Source organism: Flavobacterium algoris, from assembly GCF_048158525.1.
GTDB lineage: Bacteria > Bacteroidota > Bacteroidia > Flavobacteriales > Flavobacteriaceae > Flavobacterium > Flavobacterium algoris.
Window position 1 is genome coordinate 1 of record NZ_JBLNKT010000024.1, and the last position, 12,606, is coordinate 12,606.

A 12,606-nucleotide genomic window follows, 5' to 3' on the forward strand; every position below is an offset into this window, starting at 1 on the left:
CTCTAACAATTTGAAGCTTTAAAGACATACTGTAATCGCGTTGGGTGCGTTTTACATAATTTATGTTTTCTTCCATAACGATCTTTTTTGTGTATCGCTATTTCAGGACGGGACAAATATTAAAAACAAAAAACCCGTTTCTTTCGAAACGGGTTTTTAAATAATTGAGCAAATCAATTATGCTTCAACTTCGAATGGAAGGATAGAAACATAAGATTTGTTATCTCTTTTCTTTTGGAAGAAAACAACTCCATCTACTCTTGCGTGTAGGGTGTGATCTTTACTGATGTAAACATTTGCACCTGGGTTATGTTTTGAACCTCTTTGTCTTACGATGATGTTCCCAGCAATAGCAGCTTGACCACCAAAAATCTTAACACCTAAACGTTTTGATTCTGATTCTCTACCATTCTTAGAACTACCGACACCTTTCTTGTGAGCCATGACGTATTAGTTTTATATTGTTATTATTCTTGTGTATCTTCTTTTTTAGCTTTAGCTACTTTTTTCTTAGGAGCTTCTACTTCTTCTGTAGTTGCTTCAACTGCTGCTTTTTTAGGAGCTGCTTGCTTAACACCAACACCAGTAATACCTTCAATTACAATTTGAGTAAGATATTGTCTGTGACCGTTTCTCTTTTTGTATCCTTTTCTTCTTTTCTTTTTGAAAACGATAACTTTATCTCCTTTTAAGTGTTGTAACACTTTAGCTTCTACTGAAGCACCTTCTATAGCTGGGGCGCCTATTGTGATTGTACCGTTATCATCTAACAAATAAACTTTGTCGAAAGAAACTTTCGAACCTTCTTCATTTGTCAAACGGTTAACGTAAACCTTTAGGTCTTTGCTTACTTTGAACTGTTGCCCTGCTATCTCTACGATTGCATACATACTGAATTGTTTTAATAATTTTTAAGGTTGCAAATATACAATTAAATATTTATCCCGCAATCCCTCAAGCAAAAAAAACACTCCATCTGTTTTAAAGTTTGTTTTTCAATACTTTATACATTCCTAAACAATATTCGTCCAGTCAAAATTTGTTAAAATTAACCGAAACTTTAAATCACCGGACAATCATCATTAAAAAAAGGTATTTTTGAAGTATAAATATTTTTCGTTTTTATCTATTGTAAATAGAAATGTATTAATCCATATGAAAAAATTAATAATAATGTTAAGCACTGCACTTATGCTGGGAGGAATAGCTTCGGCTCAAAAAATAGCTTTCGAAGAATATGATTTAGATAATGGCATGCATGTCATATTACATAACGATCCATCGGCGCCAGTGGTAGTAACTTCTGTTATGTACCATGTTGGCTCGAAAGATGAGACACCGGACCGAACAGGATTTGCCCATTTTTTTGAACATCTTTTATTCGAAGGAACGGAAAACATTAAACGTGGCGAATGGTTCAAAATCGTCACGTCAAATGGCGGAGTAAACAACGCGAATACTTCGGATGATCGTACCTATTATTACGAAGTATTTCCATCGAACAATTTAGAACTGGCACTTTGGATGGAATCCGAGAGATTAATGCATCCGGTAATCAATAAAATTGGCATTGATACTCAAAACGGAGTGATTAAAGAAGAGAAAAGAAGTCGTTATGATAATCAGCCGTATGGAAATATTATTGGAGCTGTAAAAGAAAACATGTTCAAAAACCATCCGTATCGATGGACTACTATTGGTTCCATGGAGCATTTAGACGCTGCCACTTTAGAAGAATTTCAGGCCTTTAATAAAAAGTTTTATATCCCCAATAATGCCGTACTAGTTGTTGCAGGAGATTTCGAAAAAAACAAAGCTAAAGAATGGATTCAGAAATATTTTGGATCAATCCAAAAAGGGAAGGAAATAAAAAAACAAATTTTCACCGAAGAACCTATTACACAAACTATAAGAGCAACCTACGAGGATTCAAATATTCAGATTCCAATGGTTGTAGCTACTTACAGAACTCCTTCGATGAAAACAAGAGACGCCAGAGTATTGGATTTGATTTCTTCCTATTTAAGTGACGGGAAAAGTTCTAAACTATACAAGAAAATTGTTGACGAGAAAAAAATGGCTTTACAAATTGATGCTGTTGGCTTTAGTCAGGAAGATTACGGTATGTATATTTTGTATGGCCTACCAATGGGAACACACACTTCAGCTGATTTAATAAAAGAGGTTGATGAGGAAATTGTAAAAATCCAGACCGAATTGATTTCGGAGAAAGATTTTCAAAAATTAAAAAATACGTTTGACAATCGTTTTGTGAATAAGAATGGAAACCTGGAAGGAATTGCCGAAAATCTAGCGACTTACTATTTGCTTTATGGCGATGTGAATTTGATTAACACAGAGATTGATTTATTTCATTCCATAACACGTGAAGAAATTAGAGATGTAGCCAACAAATATTTAAATCCAAATCAAAGACTTATTTTGGATTATATTCCTTCAAAAGCGGAGGCTCGAAATTAAGCCCTTTTCAATCATGAAAAAAACAACTATTCTATTATTCATTTTGTTCATAACAGGAATCATGCAAGCACAAAATCGTCCACAACCAAAACCTGGAGCTTCTCCAGTCGTAAATATAAAAAAACCGCAAACCTTTACTTTGGAGAATGGTTTAAAAGTAATGATTGTAGAAAATCACAAACTACCCCGAGTAACTTTTAATCTTGCATTAGACAACGCTCCATTTGCAGAAGGCAATAAAAAAGGTGTTGATGAATTATGCAATAACCTGATCGGAAACGGAAGTGTAAAAATTGCAAAAGATGCTTTCAACGAAGAAATTGATTTCTTGGGCGCCAATATCAACTTTAGTTCACAAGGCGCTTATGCCAGTTCCCTTTCTAAATATTCAGGGAGAATATTAGAACTCATGGCTTCCGGAGCCTTGCATCCAAAATTTACCCAAGAAGAATTCGATAAAGAAAAAGCCAAATTACTGGAAGGCCTTAAAGCACAGGAAAAAAGCGTTCCTGCAATTGCCAACAGAGTGGTTGATGCGCTTGCCTTTGGAAAAAACCATCCTTCCGGCGAATACATGACCGAAGAAACCATTAAAAACGTCACGCTTGCGGATGTAGAATCCAATTATCAAAACTATTTCGTTCCCGAAAACGGATATTTAGTAATTATTGGAGATATTAAATATGACGATGTAAAACCTATTGTTGAAAAGCTTTTTGGTTCATGGAAAAAAAGACCCACACCAAAGTTAACCTATGCTGCACCGCAAAATGTACCCTTTACCCAAATCAATTTTGTTGATATCCCTAATGCTGTTCAATCAGAGATTTCGCTAGTGAATACCGTGAATTTAAAAATGAATGATCCTGACTTCTTCCCAGCTGTAATTGCCACTTATATTCTTGGCGGAGATTTCAACAGTTACCTTAATATGAATTTAAGAGAAAAGAATGGTTGGACTTACGGTGCAAATGCAATTATTGGCTCCGGAAAATACGTAACAAAAATAAGATCAGCCTCTGCAGTAAAAAGTACCGTTACCGATAGTGCCGTTGTGGAATTCATCAAAGAAATTAAAAAAATAAGAACCGAGAAAGTATCTCCTGAATTACTTAAAAGTGTAAAAGCAGGATATATAGGCCGCTTTGTAATGCAGGTGGAAAAACCTCAGGCAATCGCACGATACGCTTTAAACATAGAAACCGAAGATCTTCCAGCTGATTTCTATGAAAATTACATCAAAACCATAAACGCCGTAACGCCAGATGATATTCTTCATGCTGCTAACAAGTATTTCCTTTTAGACAACACCCGAATTATAATTGCCGGCAAAGGATCGGAAGTGATTCCAGGATTGGAAAAACTAAACATTCCAATATTTTATTTTGACAATTATGGAAATCCTGTAGCGAAACCCGTTTACAAATAAAATCAATCGTTTTATTTTAAAAACCTACAAAGGCTGTCTTTATAAGATAGCCTTTTTTTTTACTAATTGCATGACCTATAATTTGCACCCTGAAAACTACTTTTTTGCCGATAAATAAACCCCTATCAAAATAATAAAAGCGCCAAAAAACTGAACTGACGTCAACATTTCATTGTCTAATAATCCCCAGAAGAAAGCAACTATTGGAATTAAATACGTTACCGAAGTAGCAAAAACCGGAGAAGACATTTGGATTAATTTAAAGAAAAGAATATTAGCGATTCCAGTTCCTACCACTCCTAAAATCATGATAAACAAAACCGAATGTTGTACGGCATCAACATCAATTACCTCAAAAAAACCAGAGAAAAATAAAATAAGCAATGTTGGTACCAACAGAAATGCGAAATTCCCGGTAGTAATACTCAACGGACTCAAATCATGCAAATATTTTTTCAATAAATTGACATTTATCGCATAACAAACAGAAGCGACTATAACCAAAATAGCGTAATAATAATTTTGTTCCGGATGATTTATGGCACCATTAAAAACTAAAAGCAGACTTCCAACAAGACCAATAAAAACGCCCCAAACCTGACTTCTTTTGAAATTTATTCCAAAAGCCATCGCTCCCAAAATCAAAGTATTTAATGGAGTCAAGGAATTAAGAATCGCGGTTATGGAACTGTCAATTTCAGTTTCGGCAATGGCAAAAAGATATGCAGGAGTGAATGTCCCAAAAAACGAAGTAAGTGCGATATATTTCCATTTTTCTTTTGGAATTTTCATTAAACTTTTAAAACCGATCAATAACAAAAAAACCGCTGCAAACAGGATTCTCAAAGAACCTAATTGCAAAGCCGTTAAACCAACCAATCCCTTTTTTATTAATATAAACGAACTTCCCCAAATCAAGGCAAGAATCATCAAGTAAACCCATTTCAATTGTCTTGCATTCATAAATCTAATTTTGCCCCAAAATTGTAATAATTTTATGAAATACGACTTCTTTTTTTCATTAATTTTGCAGCTGATAATTAGACCTTTAATTTAAATCTAAATAAAAATGAATTTCACAAAATCAATAGCAGCGATAGCCCTTGCAGGTCTTTTATTTATAAGTTGCAAAAAAAACACTGAAGAAACTCCGTCGACTAAGGTGACTTCAACAGAAACTACTACTCCAAAAGTTAAAAAAGAAATCGCAGCCGCTAATTTGCAAACAGCCAGTTTCAAAGTAGACGGAATGACTTGTGCTATTGGTTGTGCAAAAACTATAGAAAGCGAATTATCCGATCTAGATGGCGTACAAAAAGCTACCGTAGATTTTGATAAAAAACTGGCAACTGTAACTTTTGATAAAACTGTTCAAAATCCTGAGAGCCTGACTAAAGTTGTCGAAGCTACGGCTGACGGAAAAACCTATAAAGTTTCGAATATGAAGTCGTAATTAGACTATTCAATTTTCATGAAAAAAGCATTCGTTATCGGCGAATGCTTTTTTTTATTGAACCATCTCAGAAATTAAAGGCCATTTAAGGACGGCATAATAATATTTGTTCTTAAATGCCTTATATGGTTATTTTTTTATTAAAATTTTTCCTGAAAATCATTTCCACTTCAAGGTCTCCATCAGCCTTTGCATATCATTTTTGACATAGCGTGCGGCTGGCATAATAGAGTCAAAATTAGGTTTTGCATAGAAATAAACAGACCCCGTTACAAAATGTTTAGTACTATCTGTTGCGTAGAATTGAGAGTTTGTTGCCGCATTCCCATCCACTTGATAAAACATGCCATATACCTTTTTTTGAGGATTTAAATACGGTTGTTCCAATATATCATCTGCTTTTATCACATGCTCATAAGTCAATTTTTGAGCATCTTTCAATAATTTCGCGATATTATTATTTACTGGTTTATAAGTCAGATAAATCGTGGCTTTCATTTTTGGATACGTAATGGTGAATCCGCAATCTTTCTCCCCTTTGATAACAGCCTCCGAATTCATCTCGAAAGCAAATGGACATTCATTTTCGAAATTTACATATTTTGCTTCCGGATAATCCAATCGCAAATAACTGGATGGTTTTGGCAAGACATCTTCTTTACAACTAAAAATCAGCAATGAGACTGCAATTATTACCGAAAAAGCGATCATTTTTTTTAACATTTGTATTCTAAATTTATTTAATCTTTTATTTTTCAAAAGAAACACATTCCACAATGATTCCCCTTCCTTCGGAGGGGGCTAGGGGGAGGATTATTCAATCGTTACTTTTATTTGTTTAATTCGTTTTTTGTCTACTGCCTCTACCGTAAACTGGCAGTTTTCAAATGCAATTTTTTGATCTTTTTTGGGGAAATTTCCTAAAATCTCAAGTATAAATCCAGCCAACGTTTCGGCCTCCCCTTTTTTAATTTCGAATAATTCTTCGTCTACATCGATTATTCTGTAGAAATCTTTGAGATTTATTTTACCTTCGAAAAGATAATTTTTATCATCAATTTGAGAAAAATTGATGTTATCATCATCAAACTCATCACTGATATCACCAACGATTTCTTCGATTACATCTTCCAAAGAAACTAGACCGGAAGTTCCTCCGTATTCATCAACCACAATGGCCAAATGGCTTTTCATACTTTGAAAATCTTTCAGCAAATTATCTAATTTTTTATTTTCAGGAACAAAAAACGGTTCTCTTACTAATGACTTCCAATCAAATTCACTCGTATTAATGTATGGCAATAAATCTTTCACAAACAAAACGCCTTCTATCTGATCTATATTGTCTCGGTAAACAGGAATTCTTGAATATCCTTTTTCTATAATTTTTGGACAAATAACTGAAAATGACTCGTCAATTTCCAAAGCAAAAATATCAATTCTGGGGCTCATCACCTGTTTTGTATCCGTATTCCCAAAACTTACAATTCCCTCTAATATTTTTTGCTCATCTGAAGTTGTTTCGTCTGAATCTGTCAGTTCAAGTGCCTGTGACAATTGATTTACGGAAAAATTTGTCTTTTGTTTTCCTAGTTTATTGTGCAAATAAATAGTGATTTTGCGCATCGGCAAACTTATTGGCGAAAGCAATCTATCTAGTGCTGCAACAGGATACGCAATCAACTTGGCAAACTTAATATTATTTCTACTCGCATACACTTTTGGCAAAACCTCTCCAAATAGCAACAATAGAAAAGTAACCACAATTACTTCAAGAATGAATTTTAAAATAGGTGAAGTTACCGCTGCAAACAGGTTTTTTCCAACAAATGAAAATAAGATTACAACTCCAATGTTGATGAAATTATTAGCGACAAGAAGTGTAGCTAAAAGCTTTTTGGGTTTTTCTAAAAGATTCGAGATAATTTTTCCTTTTGAAACATTTTCGTTCAACGTTTCGTCGATGTCTTTTTGAGATAACGAAAACAATGCTACTTCTGCTCCTGAAACAATTGCAGAACAAAAAAGTAAGGCAAATATCCCAACAAAACCAAACACTAAGTCAGTGTCTATGGCGTAAGCAAAAAATAAACTGGGCTCTGGGTCCAAATTAAAAAAGATTAGTTAAACAATCAAAACGGTAAATCATTGACTGGCAAACCGTTATTTTTCGGGTCAAAGTTAGTGTTTTTTACGGATTCTGGACTTTGAATAGATTTGTTGTCTTCATTTCCTTTTTTGGTAGATAAAAAAGTAAACTCGGTAACCTGAATTTCGACAGTGTGTTTTGTAGAACCGTCTTCCGCTTGCCACTGACGCGATTTCAATCGACCTTCTACATATATTTTATCTCCTTTTGAAAGGTACTTTTCACAAAGCTCGGCTGCTTTATTACGGACAACCAAATTATGCCATTCGGTGGAAGTAATTTTTTCGTTGGTTGTTTTGTTGATATAAACTTCATTTGTAGCCAATTGAAATCTACCGATACAATTTCCTCCATCAAAATAATGCATTTTAACATCATCTCCCAGATGACCAATTAGCATAACCTTATTTAATGTTCCGTTCATGGTATTTAAATCGTATTTCTCTCAAAGATACATTTTTTTAGAAACTTTATAAATCCTTTTCAATAAAATTATGAATCACAATTGGGAAAGGAAATGTAATTAAAGCTGCAGCATCTACTCCGTTTTCAATTGTACCTTTTATATTTACTTTCCAAAACTTGATATGCAAATGTTGGTGCGACAGTTTATGAATGATACTCTTTTCATTACACTCCATTATACTAACAATCCCATTATTAGTAAAAAATTCTTTTTGAATACGCTCCGTAATACAATCAAAATCTTCTACTTTTTCAGTTTCTATCAAAGGAAACTCATATAAATTATGCCAAATTCCTTTATCAGTTCGCTTTTGAATTATCGTGTTTTCATTCTCATCATTGACAACCAAATAATTAAAAAAACGATTCCTCACTTTCAGTTTCTTAGATTTTATAGGCAATTGATCTACTTTGTTTTTTTGCAAAGCGGCACAACTTTCGTTAAAAACACAAATGCCGCAATTGGGACTTTTAGGAACACATTGCAAAGCACCAAATTCCATGATGGCTTGGTTAAAAATAGCAGGATTGTCTTTTGGCATTAGCTCAAAAGCCAAAGCGGCGAATTCCTTTTTGGCGGAAGCCGCAGCAATATCAGTTTCAACATCAAAATAGCGCGACAAAACCCGAAACACATTTCCATCAACAACAGGAACCACTTCATTATAAGAAAAAGAAGCAATTGCCGCCGCGGTATATTCTCCAACTCCTTTCAATTGCAACAACTCTTTATAGGTAGCAGGAAAAACTCCTGATAATTCGTCCGCTACGTATTGAGCCGTTTTGTGTAAATTTCGAGCACGAGAATAATATCCCAAACCTTGCCAAAGTTTCAAAACTTGCTCTTCATCGGCTTTCGCCAAATCAAAAACAGTAGGAAATGCTGCCGTAAAAGACAGAAAATAAGGCATCCCCTGGGCGACTCTTGTCTGTTGCAACATAATTTCCGAGAGCCAAATAGGGTAAGGATTTGTAGTATTCCGCCAAGGCAAATCACGCTTATTACGTAAATACCATTGTATTAGCAAGTTAGAAAAAGTCATGTTTTAATTATTTGTTGGCAAAAGTAAAAGTTTATGTTATTAAAATTTAATGAATTAGCTTGAATAATTGTTTTTTAAATTCCTATATTTGCAAACTCAAAAAAATAGTACAACATAATAAATAGGAAAGAAAATGACGAAAGCAGATATCGTAGCAAAAATTTCAGAAAAATTAGGTCTTGAAAAAGGAGATGTGCAAGCAACTGTAGAGACTTTTATGAATGAAGTAAAAAATTCATTAGAAACTGGAGACAATGTTTATTTAAGAGGTTTTGGAAGTTTTATCGTAAAAACTAGAGCGGAGAAAACTGGTAGAAATATCTCAAAAAATACAACAATAAAAATTCCTGCACACAATATTCCTGCATTCAAACCTGCAAAAGTTTTTGTAGAAGGAGTAAAAATAAATAACGAAGCAAAATAATAAATTAATTAATCATAAATCTTCAAGATATGCCAAGCGGTAAAAAAAGAAAGAGACATAAGGTAGCGACTCACAAACGTAAAAAAAGAGCGAGAGCTAACCGTCACAAAAAGAAAAAGTAGTTTTAAACTACTTTTTTCTTTTTAAACGTTCATTGAAATTGAAAGTTAGTAATCAGTATTCAGTTTTTAGTATTCAGTCAACTGCGAACTTAAGACTGCAAACTGCCAGCTAATTTTCCCCGGGTTCAATACCTGTTAAAATATTGTTTAATCCATTTGTTCGCCTCGGCGAATAGATAAAAAATTTACAGCGTGAATAAAGAATTAATCATTAGATCTAGTTCTGAAGCCGTAGATTTTGCCTTATTAAAAGATGGAAAACTAATTGAATTACACAAAGAAGAAGAAAAAAGCAACTTCCAGGTAGGTGATATTTTTATTGCTAAAATCAGGAAACCAGTTGCCGGACTTAATGCTGCTTTTGTAAATGTAGGCTTCGAAAAAGATGCTTTTTTACATTATCACGATTTAGGTCCTAATTTATCTTCCCAACTGAAATTCATAAAACTTGTAAGCGCAGGTAAATTAAAAGATTTCTCCCTAAAAACCTTTCAGTTTGAAAAAGAAATAGATAAAGATGGTACCATTACTGATGTATTAAGTGCCAATCAATCTGTTTTAGTACAAGTCGTCAAAGAACCTATATCTACTAAAGGTCCAAGAATTAGCGCTGAGCTTTCTCTTGCCGGAAGATTTATAGTTTTAGTTCCGTTTTCTGACCGCGTTTCTATTTCTCAAAAAATAGAAGACAAAAAAGAAAAAGAACGCTTGAAACGATTGGTACAATCCATCAAACCAAAAGGATTTGGTGTTATTGTTCGCACAGTAGCCGAAGGCAAAAATACAGCCGAATTAGAAAAAGATTTGCAGAACCTGCTTAGCAGATGGACTGCAATGTGTAAAAAATTACCAACTGCTCATCATCCGTCCAAAGTATTAGGAGAACTCAACAGAGCTTCTTCTATATTAAGAGACGTATTTAATGATACCTTTAGTGGCATTCAAATTGATGACGAAGAGTTGTACAACCAAACGAAGGATTACTTGCAAGAAATTGCACCATCCAAACAATCAATTGTTAAGTTTTATCAATCAAATGATACACCAATTTTTGAGAAATATAACATAGAGAGACAAATCAAAACATCCTTTGGAAAAACCGTTTCCATGAGTAAAGGAGCTTATCTTATTATCGAACATACTGAAGCTTTGCACGTTATAGACGTAAATAGCGGAAATCGTTCTAATAAAGCTACCAACCAAGAAGATACGGCCATGGAAGTGAATATGATTGCTGCTGCTGAAATTGCAAGACAATTGCGTCTTCGTGATATGGGTGGAATAATCGTAGTAGATTTTATCGACATGTCTAATCCAGAAAATCGTAAAGTTTTGTTCGAATTCCTAAGGGAAGAAATGAGCGACGATAAAGCAAAACATAAAATCTTACCTCCGAGTAAATTTGGATTAGTTCAAATTACAAGACAAAGAGTAAGACCAGAAGTAAACATTAAAACTAGAGAAGAAGATCCAAACAATGAAAATGGAGAAATTGAAGCTCCAATATTAATCATTGATAAAATTGCTTCCGATTTAGAAAGAGTTTTAAAAAATCACAAAGAAGTCGTACTTAATGTACATCCATTTGTGGCAGCATACCTTACCAAAGGTTTTCCATCATTACGTTCAAAATGGTTTCTTGAACATAAAAAGTGGGTGAAAATCATACCTCGTGACGCTTACACGTATTTAGAATATCATTTCTTCGATAAAAAAGAAAATGTTATTATAGAATAAATTAAAACCGCCTTTCGTGAGATTGGTGGTTTTTTTATGTCTTTTTTTTACTAATAAAAGGCGTCCCTTTAAATATTTAAACAGCTTGCAACTTCAAGACACTTCTCTTTCTTTGAAGAAACACAAAGGCAATAAGAACTCCCACAAGTGACATCCCAACACCAATTAAATTGGGAGATGCATAACTAAAACCAAGCACTAAAGGCAATCCGCCGAGGAAAGCCCCCAAAGCATTTCCGACATTAAATGCAGCCTGAATTGCGGCCGAAGCAATCATTTCAGCACCAACGGCTGTCTGAATCATAAGCATCTGAATTGGTGCCACAATTGCAAAAGAAATACAACCCGTAGAAAACACTAAGGCTAAAGTCACATACTGACTTGAAGAAAAGAAATACACTAACAATAAATCCAAGGCCATTATAAAAAGTAGTAATATAATTGTTTTTGCAGGAGAAAATCTATCGGCTAATTTTCCTCCGATAAAATTACCAAAAACCATTCCTAAGCCTGCTAAGATTAAGATATAAGGCACATCTTCCGCAGAAAACTTAGAAACATCTGTCAGTAGTGGAGCAATATAGCTAATCCAGCAAAATAATCCACCACAACCAAAAGCGGTAATTGAAATGATCAACCAGGCTTCAGTTTGCTTAAAAAACTGCAACTGGCTTTTAATAGTTTCTTTTGCGCCTGCTTTCAGGTTAGGCATCCAAAAATAAAGAGAAACAAAAGTTAAGAACCCAACAATTGCAATTATAATAAACGTATAACGCCACGTATAATGATGTCCAATGTAGGTTCCAATTGGGACTCCCGCAAGGTTCGCGATTGTCAATCCCGAAAACATAATGGATATAGCCTGTGCTTCTTTTCCTTTATCAGCCAGACTGCTGGCAACAACAGCTCCAACTCCAAAAAAAGCTCCATGTGGCAATCCGGAAAGAAATCTTGAAGCAAATAAGAATTCATAATTTGGTGCAATAATCGAAAGTGCATTAAAAAAAGTAAGCATTGCTGCCAAAATCAAAAGTATTTTTTTAGGAGGATAATTTCTTGCAATAATAACCAATAAGGGCGCACCAATTACCACTCCCAAAGCATATGCAGAAATTAAATATCCAGCGACTGGTATTGTAATCTTTAAATCTGAAGCAATGTCCGGCAATAAACCCATCATCACAAATTCAGTTATTCCTATAGTTAAACCACCCAATGAGAGTGCGATGAGACTTTTTTTCATTTTGTTTTATAAAATATTAATATGTGTTCAATAATCGATTGTTTTTTCATAGGACAAATT

At 34.2% G+C, this 12,606-nt stretch carries 13 protein-coding genes; 5 read left to right on the top strand and 8 right to left on the bottom strand.

Translation table 11 applies throughout. The features are described from left to right. Positions 1-177 precede the first annotated feature (177 nt). Positions 178-444: a 50S ribosomal protein L27 gene (gene rpmA, locus ACM55I_RS12115; protein WP_086453627.1), complete on the bottom strand. Its 267-nt coding sequence runs from the start codon at positions 442-444 to the stop codon at positions 178-180. Between the two features lie 23 nt (positions 445-467). Next, positions 468-890, bottom strand: coding sequence for a 50S ribosomal protein L21 (gene rplU / locus ACM55I_RS12120; protein WP_416847068.1), 423 nt, complete (start codon positions 888-890; stop codon positions 468-470). 265 nt (positions 891-1,155) lie between these two features. On the opposite strand from rplU, the gene ACM55I_RS12125 reads away from it, so the two are divergent. Further along, the gene (locus ACM55I_RS12125; protein ID WP_416847069.1) at positions 1,156-2,481 is read left to right on the top strand and encodes a M16 family metallopeptidase; all 1,326 of its coding nucleotides are present in this window, start codon (positions 1,156-1,158) and stop codon (positions 2,479-2,481) included. 13 nt (positions 2,482-2,494) lie between these two features. Then, complete coding sequence (locus ACM55I_RS12130; protein WP_416847070.1) at positions 2,495-3,910, top strand: M16 family metallopeptidase; 1,416 nt, start codon at positions 2,495-2,497, stop codon at positions 3,908-3,910. A 96-nt stretch (positions 3,911-4,006) separates the two neighbouring features. Here the strand turns inward: ACM55I_RS12130 and ACM55I_RS12135 are convergent, their stop codons facing one another. Then, on the bottom strand, positions 4,007-4,873 hold the full coding sequence (locus tag ACM55I_RS12135; protein WP_416847071.1) for a DMT family transporter: 867 nt from the start codon (positions 4,871-4,873) through the stop codon (positions 4,007-4,009). Positions 4,874-4,979: 106 nt separating this feature from the next. Between ACM55I_RS12135 and ACM55I_RS12140 the strand changes: the two genes are divergently transcribed. After that, on the top strand, positions 4,980-5,363 hold the full coding sequence (locus tag ACM55I_RS12140) for a heavy-metal-associated domain-containing protein (RefSeq protein ID WP_416847072.1): 384 nt from the start codon (positions 4,980-4,982) through the stop codon (positions 5,361-5,363). Between the two features lie 159 nt (positions 5,364-5,522). Here ACM55I_RS12140 and gldD read toward each other — a convergent pair whose 3' ends face one another. The 4 genes from gldD to mutY form a co-directional block, all read right to left on the bottom strand. Next, positions 5,523-6,074: a gliding motility lipoprotein GldD gene (gene gldD / locus ACM55I_RS12145; RefSeq protein ID WP_465245411.1), complete on the bottom strand. Its 552-nt coding sequence runs from the start codon at positions 6,072-6,074 to the stop codon at positions 5,523-5,525. Between the two features lie 102 nt (positions 6,075-6,176). Further along, positions 6,177-7,472 carry a gliding motility-associated protein GldE gene (locus ACM55I_RS12150; RefSeq protein ID WP_416847076.1) on the bottom strand — a complete coding sequence of 432 codons (1,296 nt, stop codon included), beginning with the start codon at positions 7,470-7,472 and terminating at the stop codon, positions 6,177-6,179. Positions 7,473-7,495: 23 nt separating this feature from the next. Continuing rightward, on the bottom strand, positions 7,496-7,936 hold the full coding sequence (locus ACM55I_RS12155; protein WP_416847077.1) for a single-stranded DNA-binding protein: 441 nt from the start codon (positions 7,934-7,936) through the stop codon (positions 7,496-7,498). A 46-nt stretch (positions 7,937-7,982) separates the two neighbouring features. Beyond that, positions 7,983-9,020 (bottom strand): A/G-specific adenine glycosylase, encoded by a 1,038-nt coding sequence (mutY, locus tag ACM55I_RS12160; RefSeq protein WP_416847078.1) that lies wholly within the window; start codon positions 9,018-9,020, stop codon positions 7,983-7,985. Positions 9,021-9,153: 133 nt separating this feature from the next. On the opposite strand from mutY, the gene ACM55I_RS12165 reads away from it, so the two are divergent. Together ACM55I_RS12165 and ACM55I_RS12170 are read left to right on the top strand one after the other, a co-directional pair. Next, positions 9,154-9,444, top strand: coding sequence for an HU family DNA-binding protein (locus ACM55I_RS12165; RefSeq protein WP_016989051.1), 291 nt, complete (start codon positions 9,154-9,156; stop codon positions 9,442-9,444). Positions 9,445-9,758: 314 nt separating this feature from the next. Beyond that, positions 9,759-11,303, top strand: coding sequence for an Rne/Rng family ribonuclease (locus tag ACM55I_RS12170; RefSeq protein WP_039108670.1), 1,545 nt, complete (start codon positions 9,759-9,761; stop codon positions 11,301-11,303). 76 nt (positions 11,304-11,379) lie between these two features. Here the strand turns inward: ACM55I_RS12170 and ACM55I_RS12175 are convergent, their stop codons facing one another. Then, entirely contained in the window at positions 11,380-12,546 is a 1,167-nt protein-coding gene (locus ACM55I_RS12175; RefSeq protein WP_416847079.1) for an MFS transporter, read from the bottom strand. Positions 12,547-12,606: the final 60 nt, after the last annotated feature.